23 protein-coding genes are annotated in these 24,125 nt (G+C 62.3%); 14 read left to right on the forward strand and 9 right to left on the reverse strand.

Annotation, left to right across the window (positions count from 1 at the left end):
- Nucleotides 1–10: 10 nt before the first annotated feature.
- Nucleotides 11–1,957, reverse strand: a complete 1,947-nt coding sequence (locus tag PVW51_RS08235; RefSeq protein ID WP_274574492.1) for a sensor histidine kinase — start codon at nucleotides 1,955–1,957, stop codon at nucleotides 11–13.
- A gap of 355 nt (nucleotides 1,958–2,312) precedes the next feature.
- Here PVW51_RS08235 and PVW51_RS08240 point away from each other — a divergent pair, with 355 nt between their 5' ends.
- Genes PVW51_RS08240 through PVW51_RS08250 form a run of 3 tightly spaced genes read left to right on the forward strand, consistent with a single transcriptional unit; the run spans nucleotide 2,313 to nucleotide 4,536 of the window.
- On the forward strand, nucleotides 2,313–3,017 hold the full coding sequence (locus tag PVW51_RS08240; protein WP_274574493.1) for an ABC transporter permease: 705 nt from the start codon (nucleotides 2,313–2,315) through the stop codon (nucleotides 3,015–3,017).
- Nucleotides 3,017–3,727, forward strand: coding sequence for an ATP-binding cassette domain-containing protein (locus tag PVW51_RS08245; protein WP_274574495.1), 711 nt, complete (start codon nucleotides 3,017–3,019; stop codon nucleotides 3,725–3,727). Before PVW51_RS08240 ends, PVW51_RS08245 begins: the two co-directional genes overlap by 1 nt.
- On the forward strand, nucleotides 3,727–4,536 hold the full coding sequence (locus PVW51_RS08250; protein WP_269360668.1) for a substrate-binding domain-containing protein: 810 nt from the start codon (nucleotides 3,727–3,729) through the stop codon (nucleotides 4,534–4,536). The genes PVW51_RS08245 and PVW51_RS08250 overlap by 1 nt, the downstream gene beginning before the upstream one ends.
- A 44-nt stretch (nucleotides 4,537–4,580) precedes the next feature.
- Here PVW51_RS08250 and PVW51_RS08255 read toward each other — a convergent pair whose 3' ends face one another.
- Genes PVW51_RS08255 through PVW51_RS08275 form a run of 5 tightly spaced genes read right to left on the reverse strand, consistent with a single transcriptional unit; the run spans nucleotide 4,581 to nucleotide 9,050 of the window.
- Nucleotides 4,581–5,078 (reverse strand): DUF6505 family protein, encoded by a 498-nt coding sequence (locus PVW51_RS08255; protein WP_269360666.1) that lies wholly within the window; start codon nucleotides 5,076–5,078, stop codon nucleotides 4,581–4,583.
- Nucleotides 5,075–5,791, reverse strand: a complete 717-nt coding sequence (locus tag PVW51_RS08260; RefSeq protein ID WP_274574496.1) for a biotin/lipoate--protein ligase family protein — start codon at nucleotides 5,789–5,791, stop codon at nucleotides 5,075–5,077. Before PVW51_RS08260 ends, PVW51_RS08255 begins: the two co-directional genes overlap by 4 nt.
- On the reverse strand, nucleotides 5,788–6,858 hold the full coding sequence (locus PVW51_RS08265) for an Mrp/NBP35 family ATP-binding protein (protein WP_274574498.1): 1,071 nt from the start codon (nucleotides 6,856–6,858) through the stop codon (nucleotides 5,788–5,790). Before PVW51_RS08265 ends, PVW51_RS08260 begins: the two co-directional genes overlap by 4 nt.
- A gap of 3 nt (nucleotides 6,859–6,861) precedes the next feature.
- Nucleotides 6,862–7,065: a DUF6494 family protein gene (locus PVW51_RS08270; protein ID WP_114276803.1), complete on the reverse strand. Its 204-nt coding sequence runs from the start codon at nucleotides 7,063–7,065 to the stop codon at nucleotides 6,862–6,864.
- A 32-nt stretch (nucleotides 7,066–7,097) separates the two neighbouring features.
- The gene (locus tag PVW51_RS08275; protein WP_274574499.1) at nucleotides 7,098–9,050 is read right to left on the reverse strand and encodes a 4Fe-4S binding protein; all 1,953 of its coding nucleotides are present in this window, start codon (nucleotides 9,048–9,050) and stop codon (nucleotides 7,098–7,100) included.
- 380 nt (nucleotides 9,051–9,430) lie between these two features.
- Here PVW51_RS08275 and PVW51_RS08280 point away from each other — a divergent pair, with 380 nt between their 5' ends.
- The 9 genes from PVW51_RS08280 (at nucleotide 9,431) to PVW51_RS08320 (ending at nucleotide 18,000) form a co-directional block, all read left to right on the forward strand.
- Nucleotides 9,431–9,970 carry a DUF3305 domain-containing protein gene (locus PVW51_RS08280; protein WP_114277526.1) on the forward strand — a complete coding sequence of 180 codons (540 nt, stop codon included), beginning with the start codon at nucleotides 9,431–9,433 and terminating at the stop codon, nucleotides 9,968–9,970.
- On the forward strand, nucleotides 9,967–10,584 hold the full coding sequence (locus tag PVW51_RS08285; RefSeq protein ID WP_274574500.1) for a DUF3306 domain-containing protein: 618 nt from the start codon (nucleotides 9,967–9,969) through the stop codon (nucleotides 10,582–10,584). The genes PVW51_RS08280 and PVW51_RS08285 overlap by 4 nt, the downstream gene beginning before the upstream one ends.
- Complete coding sequence (locus tag PVW51_RS08290; RefSeq protein ID WP_443287738.1) at nucleotides 10,581–11,186, forward strand: TorD/DmsD family molecular chaperone; 606 nt, start codon at nucleotides 10,581–10,583, stop codon at nucleotides 11,184–11,186. The genes PVW51_RS08285 and PVW51_RS08290 overlap by 4 nt, the downstream gene beginning before the upstream one ends.
- Before the next feature lie 50 nt (nucleotides 11,187–11,236).
- Complete coding sequence (locus PVW51_RS08295; RefSeq protein WP_274574501.1) at nucleotides 11,237–11,449, forward strand: twin-arginine translocation pathway signal protein; 213 nt, start codon at nucleotides 11,237–11,239, stop codon at nucleotides 11,447–11,449.
- Nucleotides 11,450–11,568: 119 nt separating this feature from the next.
- Entirely contained in the window at nucleotides 11,569–14,556 is a 2,988-nt protein-coding gene (locus PVW51_RS08300) for a formate dehydrogenase subunit alpha (protein ID WP_269360655.1), read from the forward strand.
- Nucleotides 14,557–14,567: 11 nt separating this feature from the next.
- The gene (fdh3B, locus tag PVW51_RS08305) at nucleotides 14,568–15,161 is read left to right on the forward strand and encodes a formate dehydrogenase FDH3 subunit beta (RefSeq protein ID WP_114276808.1); all 594 of its coding nucleotides are present in this window, start codon (nucleotides 14,568–14,570) and stop codon (nucleotides 15,159–15,161) included.
- A gap of 99 nt (nucleotides 15,162–15,260) precedes the next feature.
- Nucleotides 15,261–16,463: a formate dehydrogenase subunit gamma gene (locus tag PVW51_RS08310; protein WP_274574502.1), complete on the forward strand. Its 1,203-nt coding sequence runs from the start codon at nucleotides 15,261–15,263 to the stop codon at nucleotides 16,461–16,463.
- Between the two features lie 34 nt (nucleotides 16,464–16,497).
- Nucleotides 16,498–16,623, forward strand: coding sequence for a hypothetical protein (locus tag PVW51_RS08315; protein WP_269360651.1), 126 nt, complete (start codon nucleotides 16,498–16,500; stop codon nucleotides 16,621–16,623).
- Nucleotides 16,624–16,644: 21 nt separating this feature from the next.
- Nucleotides 16,645–18,000 (forward strand): sigma-54-dependent transcriptional regulator, encoded by a 1,356-nt coding sequence (locus PVW51_RS08320; protein WP_269360650.1) that lies wholly within the window; start codon nucleotides 16,645–16,647, stop codon nucleotides 17,998–18,000.
- Between the two features lie 518 nt (nucleotides 18,001–18,518).
- Here PVW51_RS08320 and PVW51_RS08325 read toward each other — a convergent pair.
- Nucleotides 18,519–18,998: an Lrp/AsnC ligand binding domain-containing protein gene (locus tag PVW51_RS08325; RefSeq protein ID WP_205388301.1), complete on the reverse strand. Its 480-nt coding sequence runs from the start codon at nucleotides 18,996–18,998 to the stop codon at nucleotides 18,519–18,521.
- Between the two features lie 220 nt (nucleotides 18,999–19,218).
- Between PVW51_RS08325 and PVW51_RS08330 the strand changes: the two genes are divergently transcribed.
- The gene (locus PVW51_RS08330) at nucleotides 19,219–20,238 is read left to right on the forward strand and encodes a 1-aminocyclopropane-1-carboxylate deaminase (protein WP_274574503.1); all 1,020 of its coding nucleotides are present in this window, start codon (nucleotides 19,219–19,221) and stop codon (nucleotides 20,236–20,238) included.
- Between the two features lie 51 nt (nucleotides 20,239–20,289).
- On the opposite strand, the gene PVW51_RS08335 is transcribed toward PVW51_RS08330, so the two are convergent.
- Nucleotides 20,290–21,807, reverse strand: coding sequence for a malonate--CoA ligase (locus tag PVW51_RS08335; RefSeq protein ID WP_274574504.1), 1,518 nt, complete (start codon nucleotides 21,805–21,807; stop codon nucleotides 20,290–20,292).
- Nucleotides 21,808–21,811: 4 nt separating this feature from the next.
- The gene (locus PVW51_RS08340; protein ID WP_274574505.1) at nucleotides 21,812–23,065 is read right to left on the reverse strand and encodes a malonyl-CoA decarboxylase; all 1,254 of its coding nucleotides are present in this window, start codon (nucleotides 23,063–23,065) and stop codon (nucleotides 21,812–21,814) included.
- A 220-nt stretch (nucleotides 23,066–23,285) separates the two neighbouring features.
- Here PVW51_RS08340 and PVW51_RS08345 point away from each other — a divergent pair, with 220 nt between their 5' ends.
- Nucleotides 23,286–23,942, forward strand: a complete 657-nt coding sequence (locus PVW51_RS08345; RefSeq protein WP_114276819.1) for a GntR family transcriptional regulator — start codon at nucleotides 23,286–23,288, stop codon at nucleotides 23,940–23,942.
- Nucleotides 23,943–24,125 lie beyond the last annotated feature (183 nt).

Below are 24,125 nucleotides of genomic sequence, written 5' to 3' on the forward strand. Positions count from 1 at the left end.
TCAGACCGGATCAGGCGGCAGTGAGCCAGACCACAAATTCCGCGCCCTTCGGCTCAAGATTGCGCACGGTGATGATCCCCCCTGCGCGCTGCACCAATGTCTGCGAGATCGACAGGCCCAGCCCGGTGCCTTCGCCGCGTTTGGTCGTAAAGAACGGATCAAAGACCGATGCCAACAGATCCTCCGGCACGCCGGAACCGGTGTCCCGTACGGCCAGGGCAGCGCCTGCCACGCCATCGCGGGTTTCCGGGTAGAGATGCAGGGTAATCTGCCCCTGCTGGCCCATGGCCTGGGTGGCATTGACCACCAGATTGACGATCACCTGCTGCACCTCGCCTGAATCCGCGCGGACCAGCGGGATGTCCTCGAACTCACAGATCACCTCGATGTCGCCGCGCGAAATCTGATGGTCGACCAGAACAAGGCAATCTTGAACGATTGGCCGCAGGTCTATCCCTTCGTGATAATCCGAAAAATCCGAAGGGGCGGCGAATTTCAACAGCTTGCCCACAATCACTTCGATCCGCGACACCTGTTTGTCGATCAGCGCCAGTTCGGCCTGCACGGGTTCTGCCGCATCCCCCAGCGTCTGCCGGATCACGTCCACATTCCCCAGGATCACCGCCACGGGATTGTTGATCTCATGGGCCACGCCGGCAGTGATTTCACCGATGGAGGCCAGTTTTTCGCTCATCACCAGTTGGCGGAAAGTCTGTTCCAGTTTTTCATTCGCCTCGCGCAGTTCGGCGGTGCGTTGATCGACCCGCTGGTTCAGCTCCTCGTTCCAGCTGCGCAACCGGCGGTCGCGGTCCTGTACCTGTTCCAGCAGGCTGTCGAGGTGATGCGCCACTTCGCCGATCTCGCCCTTTGCGCCAACGGGGCCGATGCGGGCGGAAAGCTCGCCTTTGCCGACCCGGCTCATGATCTGGGTCATGCGTTCCAGCGGCGAAAAGATCCCGCGCGCCATCCACAGGAAGACCGGCACGGACAGCGCCAGCACCGCCACAAAGGCGGCCATCATCCACAGAAAGGCCTCCCGCTTGGCCAGTTCAAAAGGCGCTTCGAGAAAGCCGACATAGAGCATGCCGACGCGGTCACCGAAACTGTCGGTGATCGGCAGGTAGCCGGAAATATACCAGTCGTTCACGACAAAGGCGCGGCCCAGCCAGGTGCGCCCTTCGGTCAGCACCCCGGCGCGGACCTCGGCAGAGACCCTTGTGCCAAGGGCGCGCACGTCCTCGAACAGGCGCACGTTGGTCGAGATGCGCACATCGTCGAGAAACAACGTGGCCGTGCCCTGCCGGTCCCCGCCTGTTGTGGCGTTGAGATAGACCAGATCGTTTATGGTATCTATGAAATCGAGGTTCCGGTTCAGCAGGGTGCCGCCGACAAGAATGCCGCGATGGCCCGGAATGGTCACGGGGCTGGCGGCATGAACTACCATGCCCCGGTTCTCGACCGCGCGGGTGGTCGGCACCGCGGCGGGGGTTTCGATCAGCGGGACAACCGCGCGTTTTGCCAAGTCGGGCGACAATCGGGTCAGGGTGTCCTGGGCAAAGACATCAATCTGCGTCGCGCTTTGCCCGGCGGCGGCCTGGGCGATGACTGGCCAGGCTTCTTCCTGCTCTGCGATCCGGTCATCGGGTAGGTAATACAGAAAATCGAGGCCCAGCCGGACCCGGGTCTGGTCAAAATAGCTTTCCCGGTCTGCTGCCGAACTGTTCATCAAGCTGTTGAACTCAACCGAGGCGACCACGGCATCCAGCTCGTCTCCGGTTTTGGCCAGCAGCCGTGCGAGGTATTGGCTGGCGATTTTCAGGTCGCTTCCGACATTGGCGTTCAAGACCTTGTCGTAATCGGCAGTCCAGCGGGTCATGCCGAGCAGCAGCAGGAGCGGCATCAGCACGATCAGCGGCGTCAGGGCAAGAATGAGAAGGCGGAGGCGAACGGATGTCATCTATCTTTCCATAGGGTTCCCGCCTGTCCCGGCATCACTGTCAGGCAACAAAGATCACCACATCATGATCTTGCGCAAGGTTTTGCAAGGGCGTGACCCGCCGCGCGGCAGGTGGCAGAGCCTGAAACCCCTTTGTCAGAGACCAGTATAGGCCCGAAAAGGGAAGGGCGGCACGGTTTCTTGCGGTGGTCTTGTTTCAAATGCGTGATCCCGGCCATTTTGTCTACCCATGCGGGCGGGATCGAATTTCCTGTGGTCACTCTGTCCTGCGGGCTTTTTTCCCCTCGCGCGGGGGTGGAAACGGGTGACATGACCTGACAAGGTTGCGCGAAGAAGTCGGGGGGGCCATCACCATATGGTCGATTTATGGAGCGGTCTGGCGCAAGCCTTCTGGCTGGTCGTGACGCTGGATGGCGAATTGGTCGAGATCGCGCTGCGGTCGCTGCGGGTGACGCTGAGCGCGCTGGCCGTGGCCTGTGTGATCGCGCTGCCGCTGGCGGCCTTTGTTGCCGTAAAACGGTTCCGCGCGCGGCGGTTCGTGATTGCGATCCTGAACGCGCTGATGGGGCTGCCGCCGGTGGTGGTGGGGCTGATTGTCTATGTGTTCCTGTCGCGGTCCGGTCCGCTGGGGGTGATGGGGCTGCTGTTCACACCCACGGCGATGATCATCGCCCAGACCATCATCATTGTGCCGCTGATCGCCTCGATTGCCCATCAGTCGATCCGCGACCTTTGGCAGGAATACCATGACCTGCTGATCTCGATGAATGTCACCCAGGGGCAGAAGATCCGCACGCTGCTGTGGGATTGCCGCCGCGCCCTGCTGACCGCTGCGCTGGCCGGATTTGGCCGCGCGATCGGCGAGGTCGGCGCGATCATGATCGTCGGCGGCAACATCGACCATGCGACACGGGTGCTGACCACGGCGATTGCGCTGGAGACCGGCAAGGGCGAATTCGCGCTGGCGCTGGCCCTTGGCTTTGTGCTGATCGGGCTGGCGGTGGCGGTCAATCTGGCGATCCACTGGCTGGGCCGGACCGAACGTGAGGGGGCATGGTGATGGAATTGTTCCCGATGCAGGCCAGAGGAATTGAAAGCCGCAGGCACGGGCAGGTCCTTGTCGGGCCGGTTGATCTGAGGCTTGAGGGGCAGGGGGCCTGTGTGGTGATCGGGCCGAATGGTTCCGGCAAGACGACCCTGTTGCGCCTGTTGCACGGCACCGCGCGGTTGTCGGCGGGACACATCGACTGGGCCTGCTCGACCGAGGAAGCGCGCCATCATCAGGGCTTTGTCTTTCAGCGGCCGGTGATGCTGCGCCGCACGGTGATGGAAAATCTGGCCTTTCCGCTGCGTCTGCGCAAGGTCCCGGCGGGTGAGGCCCGCGCGCGCGCCCGCGACTGGGCCGCGCGGGTGGGGCTGGCGGGGATGCTGGAACGTCCCGCGCCGGTTCTGTCAGGGGGAGAGCAGCAAAAGCTGGCGCTGGCGCGGGCGCTGATATCAGAGCCTAAAGTGCTGTTTCTTGACGAACCCTGTGCCGCGCTGGACGGTCGCGCCACCCGCGAGATCGAAGAGATCCTGACAGCTGCGAAATCCAACGGCACGCGGCTGATCCTGTCCACCCATGACATGGGGCAGGCGCGGCGGCTGGCAGATGATGTACTGTTCCTGCTGGGCGGGCGCATCCATGAAAGCGGCCCGGCAGAGACATTTTTCAACCGGCCCGAAACGCCACAGGCGCGGGCTTTTCTAAGAGGAGACATAGTCGAATGATGAAACACTTTGCAGTGACGCTGGCCGCGCTGGCCATCGGCACCGCCGCTCAGGCGGCGGATGTGATGAAAATGGCGGTGACGACCTCGTTCAACAACTCCGGGCTGGCGGATGTTCTGCTGCCCGAAATCATGAAGGATCTGGACCTTGAGGTGCAATTGCTGGTCGTGGGTACCGGTCAGGCGATCAAGCTGGGCGAGGCGGGCGATGTGGACGCCATTCTGGTCCATTCGCGCAAGGCCGAAGAGGCCTTTGTCGAGGGTGGCTATGGCACCCACCGCACCGAGATCATGTATAATGACTTTGTGTTCATTGGCCCCGCCGAAGATCCCGCTGGCATCAAGGATGCAGATTCTGCGGCAACGGCGTTGACGGAAATTGCCGGGGCCGAGGCCCCCTTTGTCAGCCGTGGCGATGACAGCGGCACGCACAAGAAAGAGCTGTCGCTGTGGAAAGCTGCGGATCTGGACCCTGCGGGCTTTGGCGAATGGTACAAGGCCGTGGGGGCCGGCATGGGGGCTGCGCTGAACACCGCGTCGGGCATTCCGGCCTATATCATGTCGGACCGCGCAAGCTGGCTGAATTTCGGCAACAAGGGCGATCTTGCGCTGCTGTATTCGGGCGATCCGGTGCTGTTCAACCAATACGCCTATCTGCCCGTGAACCCTGAAAAGCACGCCCATGTGAAAACCGAACTGGCGGGCAAGCTGGAAACCTGGCTGACATCGGAACGCGCGGCAGAGTTGATCAATGACTACAAGATCAACGGCGAAACCCTGTTTGTGTTCAACGCCAAAGCCGCGGAATAAACCCGTATCAGAGACAGATCGCGCTCCTGTGAGGGGGCGCGATGCTATTCCGGCAGGTCGCCGTGAATGGCGAACTGTTCCAGCCCGGCATCCTGCGGCTGGATCACGCGAAAGCTTTCGCGCACGCCCGCATCGGTCAGCTCGCGCGCCACGGTCAGCAGGGTGTTGGCGTCGTGGTCGGCGCACATATCCATCATCTGCGCCAGTTCCTCGGCGGCGACGGGGCGGGCGGCCTCCACGTCCGGTGCGCCATAGTAGGTGACGAAATGCTGTGCCAGCATCTCGGTCAGCGTGGCAACCTCGGCGGGCTCCACCTGGGTCACGGCAACAAAGGTCACGCGGCCGAAGGTCTCCAGCCCCAGCCAGCCGTTGGCAAAGGCCTGCCGCGCCTTGCCGGTCAGGTCGCCCTCGGTCCAGTCGGAGAATTCGAAGCCGCCGGACACGCACCATTCCCCGGTCCGCGCGGGGCTGGAAAACACGTTCATGTCGCTTTCATCGAAATGAATCGCGCGGGCAAGTTTGCGCAGGTCGGGATGTGTCACGGGCTGGGCTCCAATATGGCGGTCAGCGGGATCAGATGGGTGGTGTCGGCGTCGCGCAGGAGCAGGCCAAAGTGCTCATCAACGCCAAGGTAGGTGCCGGTCTTGCCGCCCTGGGTTGTTTCCTCCCCGATGCCACAGGCCAGCCCGCGCCATGTGCTGTGCAGCGGGGCCACGCCTTCGCCGTCCCAGCGGCTGATCCAGTGCAGGCAGTGGCGCGCCCAAGCCTCGACCAATGCGGGCGGGGACACTTTGGAGCAGCCTTCGGCATAAAGCGCGGTCTGATCCGGGCGCAGGCCGGTTTCGGCAAGGTCGGGATCGCCCGGCGGATACAGCGGCAAGGTGAAGCCCACCACCAGCCAGTCGGGCACCGCGTCGGGGTCGGTGGTGGAGGCGATGCAGCGGAACCGCCCGCAGGAAGCGTTGTTGATGCGAATGCCGCCGTCCCAGTCCAGATGCACCGCGATTTCCGGCGGGGCCAATGCGCCCAATGCGTTCTGAAAGCCGATGCCGCAGAGCGGCAGCATCGCCATCGCGTCGCGCAACGGCACCTCGGGAGCAAAGACCAGCGCCGCCTCGACCGTGTGACCGGCCAGCGCATAGACAACCAGCCCCGCGTCACAACCCGCCGCCGCACGTCTGGCGGCGTGGGCAAGGGCTTCCGCCGCCACGGGTTCACCCCACATCAGCGGGGGGAAGCGCAGCGCCTCGCTCATGCGGCGCCGCTTTCGATCAGCTGCTTTGCGATGGCCTGAAAGCTGGCCGCCTGTGCGCTGTCGGGCTGGCTGACGGTGATCGGCGCGCCACCGTCCGAGGCAAGGCGGATCTGCAGGTCCAGCGGCACCTCGGCCAGCAGGGGCACGCCCATCTTGGCCGCCTCAGCCGCCACGCCGCCATGGCCGAACACATGTTCCTCGTGGCCGCAGTTGGTGCAGATGTGCGTGGACATATTCTCGATCATGCCAATGATCGGCACCTTGAGCTGGTTGAACATGTCAATGCCCTTGCGGGCGTCCAGCAGGGCGACATCCTGCGGGGTAGAAACAATGATCGCCCCGTCCACCTGCGCCTTTTGCGCCAGTGTCATCTGCACGTCGCCGGTGCCGGGGGGCAAATCGACGATCAGCACGTCCAGCGCGCCCCATTGCACCTGCGTCATCATCTGCTGCAACGCGCCCATCAGCATCGGGCCGCGCCAGACCACGGCCTGATCCTCGTTGGTCATCAACCCGATCGACATCATCGTCACACCGTGGTTGCGCATCGGCAGGATCGTCTTGCCATCGGGCGAGGCGGGCCGGCCGGAGACGCCCAGCATCCGTGGCTGGCTAGGGCCGTAGACATCGGCATCCAGCAGCCCCACGCGCCGACCCTGTTGCGCCAAGGCGCAGGCCAGGTTGGCGGAGACGGTGGATTTGCCCACCCCGCCCTTGCCCGAGGCGATGGCGATGATCCGGTCGATGCCGGGGATTTTCTGCGGGCCTTTCGGCTCTGCTGCACGCTGCGGTTTCAGGTCGGGCGGCGGGGCCTTTTCGCTGTGGCCGGTCAGCACGATGGACACTTTGCCGATGCCATCGACCTGCGCCAGCGCGGCCTCGGCCTGTGCCTTGGCCTGCGTATAGGCGGCGGCCTGGGCGGGCGGGATCTCCATGACAAAGCGCACCGCGCCCGTGGCATCCACGTTCAGCGCGCGCATCACGCCGCTGGCGACGATGTCGGTGTCGGTCGCCGGATCATTGACGGTCTTGAGCGCGGCCAGAACCGCCTCCCTGCTGGCTGGCACTTTTTATTCCTGCTCTGCTTCTGGCGCGGTGATGGTGCCGCTGACCTCATGGGTCAGGCCCAGCTCGGGGATGGTGATCACCGCCTTGACCGGCACGGACTGTCCCGCAACGGCCCCCTCGCGCATGGCTTTTTCGATGGCCTGCTGAGAGGTCACGCCGACCTGTTTGAGAAACTTGCGCATCGACATGTTGAAATCATCGCTCATGGGGGCTCCTTTGGTTCTGGGGGAGGGGCGGATCAGTGATCGCGCCGTTTGGAAAGGTAATCATCGGTGGTGCGGGGCCGGGGGCGCTCACCACCCGCCAGCGGGTTGTCGGTGGCATGATACTGCGCGTTGATGCGGCAATCATCACACATCTGGATCATGCGCAATTTGCCTTCGTCAGCAAACATCGAATGGTTGCGCAGCTTGTCGGTAATCCGGTCGATGGTGGATTTGACGCCAAAAAGCGTGCCGCATTCGACGCAGGGAAAGGGCTCCTCCTCGTGCAGCACGCGCTGTTCCAGCGCAGCACCTGTCAGGTTCAGCTGCGGGGCCAGGGTGATCGCATCTTCGGGGCAGATGTTGGCACAGAGGCCGCATTGCAGACAGGCGTCTTCCTGAAAGCGCAGTTGCGGCAGGTCCGGGTTGTCCCCCAGCGCGCCGGAGGGGCAAAGCGAGACGCAGGACAGGCACAGGGTGCAGGCCTCGCGGTCTACCACGACGGCACCGTATGGTGCGCCTGCGGGCAGGGGCAGCACCTCGGCCTCCGGGTGCAGGGCACGGGCGGCCTGGCGGGTGATCTGGCGGCGGGTGCCCATGGGTCGGACCGGTGTGGCGACCGGGGCAGGGGCCGCGCTGTCGCACAGGGTGTCGGACATGGTGTCCGGGTCGGGCGTGTCGATCAGCAACACGCGGGTGTCACCCGCAATGGCGCGGGCCAGTGCGATTTGCGTTTCAATCGCGTCGCGGTCGGATTTTGGACCCAGCAGCAGGCTGACCTCGGCAAAACCGGCGGCCAGCGCCGCCAGCGCCTCGGCATGACCAAAAGCCGCCAGCGCGGGCAGGGCCATGGGGATCACATCGGCAGGCAAGCCTCGCCCGTGGCGGGCCGACAGGCGGATCATCTCGGCCCCGTGGCTGTCGTCATGGACCATCAAGCGCGGGGATGTGCCGCCCGCCTCCAGATAGGCGCGGGCCAGTGTCTGTACCCGCAGCATGGTGAAATCGACCGGTGGCGCGTCATAGCTGATGGCACCAGAGGGGCAGGCGGCGGAACAGGCGCCGCAGCCTGCGCAGATCATCGGATCGATGCTCACATGATCGCCGTCAGGCGTGATCGCCCCTGTCGGGCAGAGGTCCAGACAATTGGTGCAGGCGGTCTGCCCGGCGCGGCTGTGAGCGCAAAGCAGGGGCTCGGTGCGCACATAAAGCGGCTTTTCAAAGGTGCCGACCATATGTGACGCGGCGAGTGTCGCGGCGGCCACTGCCGGAGGATGCGCAGGATCGGCGCGCAGGTAGCCTTCGCGTTTCTCGGGGGCGGGAAACAGCGGCTGGCCGCCGCGCAGATCGAGGATCAGATCACATTGGCTGACAGCCCCGTCCCGGGGCGCGCTCAGCCGCAGGGGTCCGCGGCCGGAGGGATCAACCTGTTGCAACGCGTCGATCACCACTTCGAATTGCCCCAAAGCGCCTTTGGCCCGGCGCAGCCTGCCGGTGATGACGTCAAAATCGCGGGTGTCCGGCATCTCTGCCCCATCCTCAAGCAGCAGGGTAACGCCCAGAAAATCCTTGAGCTGTTCTGCCGCCGCAAGGGCCACCTCACCCTGCCCAAGGATCAGGCACAATCCCGGTGAGGCGACATCGAGCGATTTTTCCACCGGGGCGGCCAGCAAGGCCTCGGCGGCGAGGGCGGACATTTTGGGCAGTTTCGACGCGGGGTCATCGGACCATCCGGCCCGGTCGCGCAGGTCCAGCAGGGGGGCAGGGGGCAGGCCCAGCTCCTCTGCCAGTTCGGCAAATACCCGTGCTTCCTGGGTGCAGCATAAAATTGCATCCCCCTCCTTCAGGGCCTTGGCCGCGACATCAATCTGGCGGGTACACAGGGCGGAACAGGCAGCGGGGACCACCAGACCGGTGGCTTTGGCAAGTGCGGGGGAATCGATGGTCTGAGAGCCTCCGCAATCACATGTTATCAATGCCTTGGCCATGGATTTTCCCTTGTTGGGTCTGCGATTTCAGGGGCGCCGCTGCCGCTGATCAGGCCCTAGGCTAGACGGCTTTCGGCCACCGCCACAACCGCAATTTTCCAAGCCCGCGTCCGCAGCTGCGGTGCATGAGGAAATGCCGCGCAGCAGCATCGCATCGGGGTGATTCGTTTTCGGGTGCAGCATTATTTTCCTATAAAAACAGTCAGGTTGGACAATTCGTCCAAGAGGCACAGCATGGGCCAGGTTGGCGGGCCAAACTGTCTGGCAGCACAGGTTTTTCCGGCGATACCCCTGTTTGACCTTCACAGGGGGCGGGCGGCTGGCGAAGGATGGTGAAAGGGAGGCGCGACTTGATTCACAATCCAGCCATGTACCGGACAATACCACTGGGTATCGTGCTGCGGCGCGCGCCCGGTGTGACCCGTTGGGCCAGGTGGAGCTGGAAGGCGACGGCTGTCCTGCCGGGCGCGCCGGATGCATCCTGGCGTGTGCTGCGCGAGAGTGACGGGACCACGGAATATCACGCGGCCACGGTGCCGCTGGACCTGCATGGCGCGGAGACCGAAGCCTATGTGCATGGGCTGGGGGCAGAGGTGCCTTGCGTCTATGTGGTGATGCGCCCGATTGCGGGCGCGCAGGATCACCCCTTTCAGATCCTGCTGGTCACCGCATCGCCCTATGAGGCGCAGGATTACTGCGACAGCGCTGAAGAGGTGGTTGAAAAGGTTGCCATGCCCGAGGGGCTGGAGGCATGGGTCCGCGAATTTGTGGACCTGTTCCACGAAGAAGAGGCCTTTGTGAAGCGGCGGCGGAACAAGCAGACCGAAGGCACCCGGCAGGATGGTATTGGCGATCCGCGTATCCATACGGGTGCGGATGTCTATGCCTCGCCGGGGCTGAAACGGGGGCGTGTCCTATGAGCGGTTTCTGGGATCGTCGCCGCGCCGCCGTTGCCGCCGAGGCGCAGGCCGAAGTTGCGGCCGCGCAGGAACAGGCGGCACAGGCGCAGGAAGCCAGCCTTGCCGCGCGCGATGACGACGAATTGCTGGCGGAACTTGAGCTGCCGGCACCGGAGGATCTGGTCGACGGCGAACAATTGCGGGCGTTTCTGCGGGCGCAATTGCCACAGCGGCTGAAGCGGCGGGCCTTGCGCGCGTTCTGGCGCAGCAATCCGGTTCTGGCCTGTCTGGACGGGTTGAACGACTACGATGATGATTACACCGCCGCCGCGACGGCTGGGAAGGCCGTCAATACGCTCTATCAGGTGGGCAAGGGATTTGCCGCGCCGCTGACCGAGGTGCTGGACGGCATCGCACTTGATGAAGAGCCAGAAGGTGAGGCGGCATTCGCCGCGCCGGTCGACACGCTGTCGGTGCCGGATGTGGTGCCACCCGCCGCCACATCGCCGGTCGCGACAGAGGTGCAGGCATTGGGCGATCAGGATGAACCTGACGACATGGTAGACAGCCCTGCGCCGGTCCTGCGGCGGATGCGGTTCAGTTTTGCAGCGGATGCGGAAAGCACAGGCGTATGAACCAGATGACATCCTCCCCCCTGCCTGAAGAAGACCGCCTGCGCGCGGATCTGTATAATTTCATCGGTTTGATCCTCTCTGGCCCGCCGGACCAGATGCTGCTGGGCCAATGCAGTGAATTGCAGGGGGATGGCACCGAGCTGGGGCAGGGGTTTGTCGCCCTGTCCAAGGTGGCACGGCTGAGCAAGCCCGCCGCCGTGGAAAGCGAATTCAACCGGTTGTTCATCGGGCTGGGGCGTGGCGAATTGCTGCCCTATGCCAGCTATTATCTGACCGGATTCCTGAACGAGAAGCCCTTGGCGCTGCTGCGGCAGGACATGGCCGCGCGCGGGTTGGCGCGGGCGGACAATGTGTTCGAGCCGGAAGACAATATCGCATCCCTGATGGAGATGATGGGCGCGATGATTGTCGGGCGGTTCGGTGTGGCGGCGACGCTGACCCAGCAAAAGACCTTCTTTGGCAAACATATTGCGCCCTGGGCGGGACATTTCTTTGCCGATCTTGAGGGGGCCAAGAATTCGGTCTTTTTCGCGCCCGTGGGCAAGATCGGGAGGGCCTTTATGGAGATCGAGGCCGAGGCATTTCGACTGAGTATCAACTGACGGCTGGCAACGTACCAGCGCGAAACCGAGACGTAAAAGAGGAGGCATTGATGACACGCAAACCTGACGCGAAGCCCGAAAAGGCGGTCCGCAAGGACAGGCGCGACTTTTTGAAATTTGCGGGCACCGCCGCGCCATTGGCCGCCGTTGCCGTCGCCACCGGCGGGACCGAGGCCGGGGCCGCAAGTGTTCCGGATCTGTCATCGGACAGGATGCAGGACACCGAACACACCCGGGCCTATTACGCCAGCGCCCGTTTCTGACGGCGCTACCCATCGATGGCCCGGCACCGGGCCATGGACACCGGCACGCGCAGCACCCGCGCCCTGCCATCCATTAGCCACCAGATGCGGGTCTGATCCCGCGTTCAGGGAGTGAAAATATGTTGAGGAAAAAGACCAACGGTGTTGCACGTAGCGCCCAACGGGGGAGCATCCTGTCGGATGTGGCCCGTTCCAGGATCGACCGCCGTGCGTTTCTGCGCGGGTCGGGGCTGGCGATTGGCGGGCTGACGGCGATTGCCGCCACAGCAGGCAGCGTCAAACCGGCAACGGCGGCTTCGGCTGCGGGAACCGGCGCGATCGAGATCAAGAAATCCGTCTGCACCCATTGTTCGGTCGGCTGTACGGTGATTGCCGAAGTCTCGGGCGGTGTCTGGGTCGGGCAGGAGCCGGGATGGGACAGCCCCTTCAACCTTGGCGCCCATTGCGCCAAGGGCGCGTCGGTGCGCGAACACGCGCACGGCGAACGTCGCCTGAAATACCCGATGAAGAAAGTCGGGAGCGAATGGCAGCGCATTTCCTGGGAACAGGCGATCAACGAGATCGGCGACAAGATGATGTCGATTCGTGACACATCCGGCCCCGACAGCGTCTATTGGCTGGGCTCGGCGAAACACTCCAACGAACAGGCCTATCTGTTCCGCAAGTTTGCCGCCTATTGGGGCACCAACAACGTGGATCACCAGGCGCGTATCTGCCATTCGACGACCGTGGCGGGTGTTGCGAACACATGGGGCTACGGCGCCATGACCAACAGCTATAACGACATCCACAATTCCAAGGCGATCTTCATCATCGGTGGCAATCCCGCCGAGGCGCATCCGGTCTCGCTTCAGCACCTGCTGAAGGCCAAGGAACAGAACAACGCGCCGCTGATCGTCTGCGACCCGCGCTTTACCCGCACGGCGGCCCATGCGGATGAATTCGTGCGCTTCCGGCCCGGTTCGGACGTGGCGCTGGTCTGGGGCATTCTCTACCACATCTTCGACAACGGCTGGGAGGATCAGGAATTCATCCGCACCCGTGTCTGGGGCATGGACGAGATCCGCAAGGAGGTGGCCAACTGGACACCCGACGAGGTCGAGCGTGTCACAGGCGTGCCCGAGGCGCAGCTGAAACGCGTGGCCCGCACGCTGGCCAACAACCGTCCCGGCACCGTGATCTGGTGCATGGGCGGCACGCAGCACACCAATGGCAACAACAACACCCGCGCCTATTGCATCCTGCAGCTTGCGCTGGGGAACATGGGTGTGGCCGGGGGCGGCACCAACATCTTCCGCGGCCATGACAACGTGCAGGGGGCAACCGATCTGGGTGTTCTGGCCGATACGCTGCCGGGCTACTACGGATTGTCCGATGGTTCATGGGCGCATTGGGCGCGGGTCTGGGAAGAAGACCTGGATTGGCTCAAGGGCCGGTTTGCCACGATGAAAGGCGCTGACGGCAAAGACGTGCCGATGATGGGGCTGACGGGCATTCCGGTGTCGCGCTGGATCGACGGCGTGCTGGAAGCGCGCGAAAATCTGGAACAGCCCGACAATACCAAGGCGATGGTGCTTTGGGGTCATGCGCCCAACTCGCAGACCCGCCAGAAGGAAATGAAAACGGCGATGGAAAAGCTCGACCTGCTGGTCGTGGTGGACCCCTATCCAACTGTCTCCGCCGTTCTGCACGACCGTACCGATGGCACCTATCTGCTGCCTGCCTCGACGCAATTCGAAACGTCGGGCTCTGTCACCGCATCCAACCGGTCGCTGCAATGGCGCGAAAAGGTGGTCGAACCGCTGTTTGAATCGCTGCCGGACCAGACGATCCTGTACAAGTTCGCCGCCAAGTTCGGCTTTGCGGACCGCATGTTCCGCAACATCGAGGTGAACGGGGAGGAACCGCTGGTCGAGGATCTGACCCGCGAGTTCAACCGTGGCATGTGGACCATCGGCTATACCGGTCAAAGCCCGGAACGGCTGAAAATGCACATGGCAAACCAGCACACCTTCGACAAGACCACGCTGCGGGCCAATGGCGGCCCGGCGGATGGTGATTTCTATGGCTTGCCCTGGCCAAGCTGGGGCACGCCCGAGATGAACCACCCCGGCACGGCGAACCTCTATGACATGTCGCTGCCGGTGGCCGAAGGCGGTTTGACCTTCCGCGCCCGGTTCGGGGTGGAACGCGACGGGGACAACCTGCTGGCCGAAGGCGTCTATTCCAAAGGTTCCGAAATTCAGGATGGATACCCTGAATTCACCATGCAGATGCTGATCGACCTCGGCTGGGATGGTGATCTGACACCGGAGGAACGCAAGTCCATCGAAATGGTCGCGGGCTACCAGCGACCGGAGGACGCCGGAGAAGGCACCGAAGAGGTGGGGGAAACCTCGCAACAGGGTGAAATGCCATCGGACTATGTGGAGGCGGTTGGCGGTGTGAACTGGAAGACCGACCTGTCGGGCGGCATCCAGCGCGTCGCGATTGCTCATGGTTGTGCCCCCTTCGGCAACGCCAAGGCGCGCTGCGTGGTCTGGACCTTCCCCGATCCCGTGCCGCTGCACCGTGAACCGCTTTACAGCAACCGCCGCGACCTGGTGGCGGATTATCCGACCTATGACGACAAGACATTCTGGCGGGTGCCGACGCTCTATGCCTCCATCCAGAAGAATGACTTTTCGCAGGACTTCCCGATCATCCTCACCTCCGGCCGCTTGGTCGAATACGAGGGCGGCGGGGATGAAACGCGGTCGAACCCCTGGCTGGCCGAGCTGCAACAGAACATGTACATCGAGGTCAACACCCGTGATGCCAATAATCTGGGCGTCCGCGACGGTGCCGACGTCTGGGTCGAAGGCCCGGAAGGCGGGCGGATCAAGGTCATGGCCATGGTCACCGAACGGGTGGGCGAGGGGGTAGCATTCATGCCCTTCCACTTTGGCGGTCACATGGAGGGGGTCAGCCTGCGGGACAAATATCCCGATGGGGCCGATCCGATCGTGCTGGGGGAATCCACCAACACGGTACAGACCTATGGCTACGATTCAGTCACCCAGATGCAAGAGACCAAAGCGACTCTTTGCAAAATCATGCCAGCGTAAGGAGATAGACAATGGCCAGAGCAAAATTTCTCTGCGATGCCGAACGCTGCATCGAATGTAACGCCTGTGTCACGGCCTGCAAGAACGAGCACGAGGTGCCTTGGGGCATCAACCGCCGTCGGGTGGTGACCATTCAGGACGGCAAGCCGGGCGAACGCTCGATCTCGGTCGCCTGCATGCATTGTTCGGATGCGCCCTGTATGGCGGTCTGTCCGGTGGATTGCTTTTACCAGACCGACGAAGGTGTGGTGCTGCACTCCAAGGATCTGTGCATTGGTTGCGGTTATTGCTTCTATGCCTGCCCCTTCGGCGCGCCGCAATATCCGCAGGCGGGCAACTTCGGCTCGCGCGGCAAGATGGACAAATGCACCTTCTGCGCCGGTGGTCCGGAGGAAAACAATTCCCAGGCGGAGTTCCAGAAGTACGGGCGCAACCGGATTGCGGAAGGCAAATTGCCGATCTGCGCCGAGATGTGTTCAACCAAGGCACTGCTGGCGGGCGATGGCAATGTGGTCTCTGACATCTACCGCGAACGTGTGGTGGCGCGGGGCTTTGGCTCTGGTGCCTGGGGCTGGGGCACGGCCTACGAACAGAAGGGTCAGTAACCCGGGAGGCAAGGGCCAGGTGCCCTTGCCGATGACAGATCTGGTGGCCCGCGTTGTTGCGGGCCGTCGCTTCACCGTTTTTCATGCGGGGGATTTCCCATGCTGCGCCATCTGATGGCATTGTTTGTACTTGTACTGCTGGCCTTGCCCGGCGTCGCCTCTGCACAGGATGTGCGACCCCCCGACAACGCGGTCAACGTCGATGCGCCCCGCGCCTCGACCGGCGGGGCGCAAACGCTTCAGGACGTGCTGCGCCGTCAGCAGGGCCTTGCGGTTGACGACAGCTTCCGCCGCAACAACATCGGTGGCGATGCAGGCACCGCACCCGGGCTGGGGCCGCTGGGTGGCACCTCGGACGCCGAACAATGGCGCGCGCTGCGCTATAACGAGGCGGATGTGCGCGTGACCACCCTGAACACCACCGGCAAAGTACTGGTGCAGGATGGGGGCATGTGGTGGCTGGATATCCGACGTGGTGCCTTGCCGACCTATGGCGGCTGGCTGCTGCTGGGCACGTTGGCCATTCTGGCTGTGTTTTTCATGCTGCGCGGCCGTGTGCGGGTCGAGGACGGCATGTCGGGGCGCACTGTCACCCGGTTCAAGGCGATTGAACGCTTTGCCCACTGGATGCTCGCAGGGTCCTTCATCCTGCTGGCGGTTACCGGGCTGCTGTCCCTGTTCGGCCGCAAGGTGTTGATTCCGGCCTTTGGCCACGGCTTCAACTCGGCCCTGCTGACGGGGACAAAATACATCCACGACAACGTCTCATGGGCGTTCATGATTGCGCTGGTGATGGTGTTCGTGATGTGGGTCTGGCACAATCTGCCCGACCGCACTGACCTGACCTGGGTCCGCTATGGCGGCGGCATCATCGGCAAGAAACACCCGCCCGCCAAGAAGTTCAACGCCGGGCAGAAGCTGATTTTCTGGTCGGTGATCCTGCTGGGCGCATCGGTCTCTGTATCGGGCCTGTCGATGCTGTTCCCCTTCGACATGCCGCTGTTCGGACATACCTTTGCGGTGCTGAACGACACCGGCCTGCCGCAGGCCCTGGGGTTTGGCACATTGCCCGTCAATCTGGCCCCGCAGGAAGAGATGCAATATGCCCAGCTGTGGCATGCCATCATCGGTTTCGTCATGATGGCGATCATTTTTGGCCACATCTATATCGGGACGCTGGGCATGGAAGGCGCCTATGACGCGATGGGGTCTGGCGAGGTTGACGTGAACTGGGCGGAGCAGCACCATTCGATCTGGCTGGAAAAGGTCAGAGAGACCGAGCATCGGAGCCCTGCGGAATGATTGCCCCCGGGACCTACGCAAAAGGAAACAGGCGATGAAAGTGATGTTTGCAGGCTTTGCCGGGATCATGGTGATCGGTGTCGTGGCCTATTTCGGCCTGCACGAGATGGGCTTTTCCTCTCAGGACGTTTATTCCAGTGGTAATGTCAGATTGGACTGACCTGCGGGGATAAATTGCGCCATGGCGGTACGGGACGAATACGGCGGCACGCTTGAGGGCGCGTCGGTTCTGATTATCGACGATGAGCCGGGCATGCGGCATTTCCTGACCAAGATTCTGGAACCGCGGGTGAAACGGGTGGCGCAGGCGGCCTCGCCGGCCGAGGCGACGAAGCTGCTGGATGCGGCGCATTTTGACGTGGTGGTGCTGGACAACGTCATGCCGGGCAAGACCGGGCTTGAGTGGGTCAACGAACAGCGCCGCAAGGGGTTCTATGCTGACACGATCCTGATCACCGCCTATGCGGATCTGGAAACCGCGATCGCCGCGCTGCGGGCGGGCGTCAGTGACTTTGTGCTCAAACCGTTTCGGACCAATCAGATTCTGGGCGCGGTGTCGCGCACGCTGGACCGCAAGAACCTGCGCCGGGACAACACATTGCTGCGCCGCGAGCTGCATGCGGGAACAGCGGTGCAGATGCTGGGCAAATCGCAGGCCCTGGGGGCGGTGCGCCGCATGTTGACCCGTCTGGCGCCGCTGCCGACACCGGTTCTGTTCACCGGGGCCAGCGGCACCGGCAAGGAACTGGCAGCGCGCCAGTTGCACCAGATGTCAGACCGCAGCGACAAGCCCTTTGTCGCCGTGAACTGCGCCGCCATTTCTCCGGACCGGATCGTACCGGAGCTGTTCGGGTCGGTGGAGGGCAATGAGACGTTAAAGCCGGGGCTGTTACTGCTGGCGGACGGCGGCACGTTGTTTCTGGACGAGGTGGCGCAGATGCCGGAGGCATTGCAGGCGGCGCTCTTGCGGGTGCTGGAAGACCAGACCATCCGCCCGCAGGGGGGCGAGCGGGAGATACCGCTGGACCTGCGGTTCCTGTTTGCCACCAACGCCAACCTGGAAAAAGCGGTGGCAGAGGGCCGTTTCCGCGCCGATCTCTATCACCGGATCAATGTGGTCGAGATCGAGATGCCGCCGCTAAAAGACCGGTCCGAAGACATCGTCGAACTGGCGGCATTGTTCATGGAACAGTTTTCGACGGTCCTGGGCATGCCCGCGCTGCGGCTTGATGCGGAAACCCTGCTGAAACTGCGGCGCTATGACTGGCCCGGAAATGTGCGCGAACTGCGCAATCTGATCGAACGGTCGGTCATCCTCGGCGCTTTCCCCGAGGGTTTTTCGGGCCATGGTTCCGTCGCCGGGACGCGGGCAATCGAAGATCTGGACCTGGTGATACAGCGGCACGTGTTACATGTTCTGGATCTGTGCAAAGGAAACCGGGCAGAGGCCGCACGGCGGCTGGGGGTGTCGCGCAAGACCATCGACCGCAAGATGGCGGTATGGGGTGAGGCGGGTATTGATATCGACCTTGCCTGAACCGGATAGCGCGGCGGCCTGCGGCCTTGGTTCCGCGCTTGGGAAAGGTGGAAAGGGCGCCGTCCGGACCTCCGCCGCGTCGGTCACGAAGTATAGTTGGATTCTGTAAGGCTGATAAGCAGAATTATGTAAATTTAATTCCGCTGCACAGCGTTTATATCCATCCCCGCCGCGACCAGTGACGCGCGGTCAATCGGCGCTCCGGCCAGACGCTTGCGCGCCTGCATATGGGTTTTGGCGTTGTATACTGTTTCCACCGCAGAAAGCCTGTCACCGGCAAAGCGCCAGACCGTGCCTGTCAAGGCTTGGTCGTCAGGTCCGGCAAGGCCTGCAATCTGCTGCTGATATGGACCGCGGTAAACCTTCATTCAGAAATGCTGAAATGGGCCCGCGAAACGATCGCTGCATCCATCAGATCGGCAGAGGGCGCTACGGCACAGGGGCGGCAGCATGATCCAGGCAAGGATCAAGGCCGATGATCAAGGGTGTCGGCTTTGGGCCTGCCCGCCGCTGACATTTCAAAAATCCATCGGCGCATTCGCCTTTACTTCCTTGATCACAAAAAAGGTCCGGGCTTGCCGGACACCGGGAAGCGAGATCAGCTTTTGGGTGTGGAACCGGTTGAAATCCGCGATGTCAGACACCCTGATCCGCAACAGGTAATCGAAATCCCCGGCCACCAGATCACAATCCAGGATCGACGCCTCCTTGGTGATCGCAGCCTCGAAGGCGGCAAAGCTTTCGGGGGTGGAACGGTCCAGGACGATGCCGACCATCACCAGGGCCCCCAGGCCGACCTTATGTGGGTCAACCATGGCCCGCACGCCGGTGATGTATCCCTCATCGAACAGGCGCTGGGTCCGGCGATGGCAGGTTGCGGGGCTGACATTGGTTCGTTGCGCCAGTTCTGCATTGGTCAGCCGCCCGTCCGCCTGCAGCAGTTGCAAAAGCGCCAGTTCAGTCCGGTCGAGCGCGCGGGATGGGTTATCTTTCAACATGTTACCTCTGAAACTCGGCGGAACGCACAGGGGTGCCGCCGCAGGCGATGATTCGCTGGAATCACTGGATGACGTATTCTTTCAGAATGTTCGAGATTTTTGAAGATTTTAGGAGGCTTTGATGGCTTCAGGCACGAAAATATAGAAATGAACCATATACTTTGAAAGGACATTTCACAAATCCGTTGCTATCACGGGGCGACCCAAACTGGAGATAGCCATGTCACTACTTGAGAAATTCGAACGGTATCCGCTGACCTACGGCAAGACCCCGATTGACCACCTGCCCCGGCTGACCGCCGCTCTGGGTGGCAAGGTCGAAATCTATGCCAAGCGCGATGACTGCAATTCCGGTCTGGCCATGGGCGGCAACAAGCTGCGCAAGCTGGAATATATCGTGCCGGATGCCATCGCATCGGGTGCTGACACGCTTGTGTCCATCGGTGGCGTTCAGTCGAACCACACCCGGATGGTGGCGGCAACCGCGGCCAAGATCGGCATGAAATGTGTTGTGGTGCAGGAAAAATGGGTGCCCCATTTCGACGCCGTTTATGACCGCGTCGGCAACATCCTGATGACCCGTCTGATGGGCGCGGATTCGCGACTTGTCGACGATGGTTTTGACATCGGCATCCGCGAAAGCTGGGAAAACGCGATGCAGTCGGTCCGCGATGCCGGGGGCAAGCCCTATGGCATTCCGGCGGGCGCCTCCGTGCATAAATTCGGCGCGTTGGGCTATATCGGCTTTGCCGAGGAAGTGGCGGAGCAGGAAGAAGAGCTGGGCTTCAAGTTCGATTACATCGTGGTCTGCGTCGTCACCGGCTCGACACAGGCCGGCATGATCGTGGGCTTCAAGAACCAGGGCCGCGCCGACCGCGTGATCGGGATCGACGCCTCGGCCACCGTGGAACAGACCCGCGCCCAGGTCACGGAGATTTCCCGCAAGACCGCCGAACTGGTTGGACTTGGCCAGGAAATCACCGAGGATGATATCGTGATCAACCCCGATTACGCCTATCCCGCATATGGTGTCCCGTCGGATGAAACCAATGACGCAATCCGGCTTGCAGCACAGACCGAGGCGATGATGACCGACCCGGTTTACGAAGGGAAATCCATGCAAGGCATGATCGACCTGACGCGCAAGGGGTTCTTTCCCGAAGGATCGCGGGTGCTCTATGCCCACCTTGGCGGCGCACCGGCCCTGAACGGCTACAGCTATTACTACAAAGACGGCTGAACCGGCAGCGAATGCCCGATGTGGGCGGCTCTTGCCGCCCACGTCACCCCCTCAGCCGGAGACGAACATGTCCTTGTAGGTGTCCCGCAGCAGGTTTTTCTGGACCTTGCCCATGGTATTGCGCGGCAGGCTGTCGACCACAACCAGCCGGCGCGGGTGCTTGAAGCGCGCCAGCGGACCCTTGACCGCCTCCATGATCGCATCCGTATCGGGCGTCTTGTCCTGCTTTGGGACCAGTACACCAACCACCGTTTCGCCAAAGTCCGGATGTGGCACGCCGATGACTGCGCTTTCCAGAACGCCGTCCTGCTCATCCAGCACCAGCTCGATTTCCTTGGGATAGATGTTGTAGCCGCCCGAGATGATCAGGTCCTTGCCCCGGCCTACGATGCTGACATAACCGTCGGCGTCGATCATCCCCAGATCACCGGTGATGAAAAAGCCGTTGTTCCGAAGTTCCTCGGCGGTTTTTTCGGGCATGTTCCAGTAGCCTTTGAACACATTGGCGCCCCTCACCTCGATGACGCCGACCTCACCTTGCGGCAGGGCTTCGCCGCTGGCTGGATCGCAGACCTTCAACTCGACCCCCGGCAGCGGAAAGCCGACAGTGCCGGCGCGGCGTTCACCCACATAAGGGTTGGAAGTGTTCATATTCGTCTCTGTCATGCCGTATCGTTCAAGAATCCGCTGGCCGGTGCGGGCCTCGAACTGCACATGTGTCTCGGCCAGCAGGGGCGCAGACCCCGATATGAAAACCCGCATATGATCAGCGGACTGCCGGGTGAAGCGGGCATCGTCCAGAAGACGTGTGTAGAACGTGGGCACACCCATCATCGTTGTGGCGCGGGGCATCAGGGACAGCACCTGATCCACATCGAAGCGGGGCATGAATATCATGCTGCCACCGGCGATCAGGGTCACATTGGTGGCAACGAACAGACCGTGGGTGTGAAAGATCGGCAGGGCATGCAGCAGCACGTCCTGCGCGGTGAACCGCCATTCCTTTGCCAGGGTCGCGGCATTCGACAGCAGGTTGGTCTGCGTCAGCATCGCCCCTTTCGATCTTCCCGTGGTGCCGGAAGTGTAAAGAAACGCGGCCAGGTCATCTGCGCTGCGCTCAACGGTGTCAAAGCGATCCGGCGCACTTTCCGCCTTTGTGACAAGCGACCCGGCACCTTCGGCATCCAGCGTCTCGACCAGCGCGCCCAGTTCATCTGCGACGGGCGTGAGCGCCGAAACCGCGCTCGGGTCACAGACCACCAGCGCCGCGCCGCTGTCCTTGATGAAATAGGTCAGTTCAGATGTGGTGTAGGCGGTGTTCAACGGCAGGAACACCAGCCCGGCCTGGGCGCAGGCCGCAAACAGCGCCAGTGCCTGGGGTGATTTATGCACCTGTGCCGCCACGCGGGCCCCCGGCTGCAATCCCAGTCCGGTCAGCACATGGGCGATCTGCGCGGTCTGTTTCAGAAAGTCCGAATAGCTCAGCGTTGTACCGTCGATCAGGTGCAGAAAAGCTGCGTCGCGCCCCAGATGAGCACCGAACAAAGTATCGTAAAGCGGGTTTGGCATGGCGTTATCTTTCCGAGGTCGTCGCGTTGACAAATGTCTTCGCCAAGGCGGTGACTTCCGCGCTGGCAACGATCTTGCCCTTGGTGGCAAAGTTTTCGAGGTTCTGTGAGACGGCTGACAGGTCATAGAGGTAATTGACCATCACACCGCCTGAATTGGCCACCCCGTTGGCCGAGGAATCGGCATCGGCATGTACCGCATGGACAAGCGCGCCATTGCCCAGATGAAAGCGCGCCACCGGATCATAGGGCGCATCCCCCCTGCCCTTTGCATCCAGCAGGTAATGCGCCGCCAGCGCGCGCCGCATTGCGGGCGTCTCGGGCATCTTGATGTTGTTCAGGGCCGCCCATTTGGTCAAAAGCGGGATCGGCGAGAGGGTGACAAAGGTCTTCAGCCCTGCCTGTTCCGCGGCAAGGTCCGCCGCCACCTGCTTGATCAGCGAATTGCCGAAGGAAATGCTGGCCAGCCCGGCCTGGCAGTTCGAGATCGAATAGAACACTGCCGTGTCGCAGGCCTCGGGGTTCAGCGCTGCGCGGTCTTCGGCCAGCAGCGCCTGTATGGAACCGGGAATCCCCTTGGTCAGCGCCACCTCGACAAAGATCAACGGCTCATCCGGCATGGCGGGATGGAAGAAGGCAAAGCAGCGGCGGTCTTTGGGTTGCAACCGGCGGCGCAGGTCGTCCCAGCTGTGAATGGCATGGACCGCCTCATAGGCGATGATCTTTTCCAGGATATGGGCGGGGCTCTCCCAGCTGATCGGGCGCAGCACCAGAAAACCGCGGTTGAACCAGGATGCGAAAAGGTGCCGGAAATCCAGATCAAGTGCCGCCAGTTCCGGGTCATCACCGGCCAGCGACAGCAGGTCGGCCCGCATCCTGACCAGTGCGCCGGTGGCGCCCGGCGCGCGGTTCAGGCGCCGGATCAGCTCCTGCCGCTGTGGCTCGGCCGCGTTCAGGAAGGCCCGGTAGGTCGCTTTTGACGGCGCCTGTTCATAGGCATCCAGCGCGGACCGCACGATTTCGGGGTCGATGTTCATGTCACGCGCCAGGTGCTGCAGGAAGGCCAGTTTGCCTGCATCATCAAGACTTGCGAATTTTCCCAGAATGTCCTGGGCAAGCGCCTGTTCCGTCGTTTCGCCGGCACTGCCAAGCAGATCGGCGGTGAGGGCCGCAATCGGGCGGGTTGACGGGCGATCCTGACCAAAGGGGCGGTAGCGCCTTTCGAACATGGTCGACAGCAAGTCAGCAAGTATCGTCATGGTGCAAGTCCTTATGGCGGAGTGCCGCAAGCGATGAGGTGCCGCGCGTCAGGGGCGGCGTGAGAAGTGCCTGTATTTTAGTCGCATTTTCTGTGCCTGACGGGGTAAACCGCCGGAGGTGATGGGTGGATCATAGACGCATCATGTTTTTCAGGTCAATTATTTTGTATACAAGATATTAGTTATTGCGTGCTTCCTAGCACCAAGCTAGCTTTTCTACATGGAACAACGCAGTGCGGTGAACATCGCAAATTCTTTGGAGCAAATGATTTTCGACGGCACCTTTGCCGACGGCGATCGTCTGGACGAGGTGCGGCTGGCCGAACAATTCGGTGTGTCACGCACGCCGCTGCGCGAAGCGCTGCAACGTCTGGAAAGTTCAGGGCTGGTCACCCTGATCCCGCGACGTGGTGCTTTCGTGCGTCAGCCCGGGCCCCTTGAACTGCTGGAGATGTTCGAGGTGATGGCCGAACTGGAAGCGGTCTGCGCCAGACTGGCCGCACGACGCATGTCCGATGATGCACTGGACGAGCTGCGATTGGCCAATACGCGCTGCCAGGCGGCTTCGGATGCGCAGGACACCGACCTGTATTATATGGAAAACGAAAAGTTCCACGCCACGATCTACCGCGAATCGGGCAACAGTTTTCTTGAGCAGGAAAGCCTGAAACTGCAAAAACGCCTGCGCCCCTTTCGCCGCCAGCAACTGCGCCTTCGCGGGCGGATGCCGCAATCGCTGACCGAACATGAGGCGATTGTGGAGGCGCTGACGGCAGGCGATTCCAACGCCGCCGCCAATGCGCTGCGCGACCATGTGAACGTTCAGGGCGAGCGGTTTCAAAGCCTGATGGCGGGCCTGAAAGCGGCTGCATCTTAGCGACCTGTCACGAGAATTTCATTCCGGCCTGCAAGAACTGCCTGTCTGAAAGGAGTGGCGACATCCTTACCATTGCCCCCGGGCAACGGGTGTACCAGCGATACCCTGCCGACAAAGCCCAAATAAGCATCAGGCGGGTTGTTGCCGGGGATGTGTCACATGAAAATGCAGTATTTGCTTGAC

Source organism: Sulfitobacter sp. PR48 (genome assembly GCF_028807335.1).
Classification (GTDB): Bacteria; Pseudomonadota; Alphaproteobacteria; order Rhodobacterales; family Rhodobacteraceae; genus Sulfitobacter.

Coding starts and splice junctions, on each gene's coding strand:
- PVW51_RS08250 (WP_269360668.1), top strand. CDS start 3,727: ATGAAACACTTTGCAGTGACGCTGGCCGCGCTGGCCATCGGCACCGCC.
- PVW51_RS08335 (WP_274574504.1), bottom strand. CDS start 21,807: ATGCCAAACCCGCTTTACGATACTTTGTTCGGTGCTCATCTGGGGCGC.
- PVW51_RS08270 (WP_114276803.1), bottom strand. CDS start 7,065: ATGAGCGATGATTTCAACATGTCGATGCGCAAGTTTCTCAAACAGGTC.
- PVW51_RS08320 (WP_269360650.1), top strand. CDS start 16,645: ATGGCGGTACGGGACGAATACGGCGGCACGCTTGAGGGCGCGTCGGTT.
- PVW51_RS08310 (WP_274574502.1), top strand. CDS start 15,261: ATGCTGCGCCATCTGATGGCATTGTTTGTACTTGTACTGCTGGCCTTG.
- PVW51_RS08325 (WP_205388301.1), bottom strand. CDS start 18,998: ATGTTGAAAGATAACCCATCCCGCGCGCTCGACCGGACTGAACTGGCG.
- PVW51_RS08295 (WP_274574501.1), top strand. CDS start 11,237: ATGACACGCAAACCTGACGCGAAGCCCGAAAAGGCGGTCCGCAAGGAC.
- PVW51_RS08340 (WP_274574505.1), bottom strand. CDS start 23,065: ATGACGATACTTGCTGACTTGCTGTCGACCATGTTCGAAAGGCGCTAC.
- PVW51_RS08300 (WP_269360655.1), top strand. CDS start 11,569: ATGTTGAGGAAAAAGACCAACGGTGTTGCACGTAGCGCCCAACGGGGG.
- PVW51_RS08240 (WP_274574493.1), top strand. CDS start 2,313: ATGGTCGATTTATGGAGCGGTCTGGCGCAAGCCTTCTGGCTGGTCGTG.
- PVW51_RS08260 (WP_274574496.1), bottom strand. CDS start 5,791: ATGAGCGAGGCGCTGCGCTTCCCCCCGCTGATGTGGGGTGAACCCGTG.
- PVW51_RS08315 (WP_269360651.1), top strand. CDS start 16,498: ATGAAAGTGATGTTTGCAGGCTTTGCCGGGATCATGGTGATCGGTGTC.
- PVW51_RS08235 (WP_274574492.1), bottom strand. CDS start 1,957: ATGACATCCGTTCGCCTCCGCCTTCTCATTCTTGCCCTGACGCCGCTG.
- PVW51_RS08330 (WP_274574503.1), top strand. CDS start 19,219: ATGTCACTACTTGAGAAATTCGAACGGTATCCGCTGACCTACGGCAAG.
- PVW51_RS08275 (WP_274574499.1), bottom strand. CDS start 9,050: ATGGCCAAGGCATTGATAACATGTGATTGCGGAGGCTCTCAGACCATC.
- fdh3B (WP_114276808.1), top strand. CDS start 14,568: ATGGCCAGAGCAAAATTTCTCTGCGATGCCGAACGCTGCATCGAATGT.
- PVW51_RS08290 (WP_443287738.1), top strand. CDS start 10,581: ATGAACCAGATGACATCCTCCCCCCTGCCTGAAGAAGACCGCCTGCGC.
- PVW51_RS08245 (WP_274574495.1), top strand. CDS start 3,017: ATGGAATTGTTCCCGATGCAGGCCAGAGGAATTGAAAGCCGCAGGCAC.
- PVW51_RS08285 (WP_274574500.1), top strand. CDS start 9,967: ATGAGCGGTTTCTGGGATCGTCGCCGCGCCGCCGTTGCCGCCGAGGCG.
- PVW51_RS08345 (WP_114276819.1), top strand. CDS start 23,286: ATGGAACAACGCAGTGCGGTGAACATCGCAAATTCTTTGGAGCAAATG.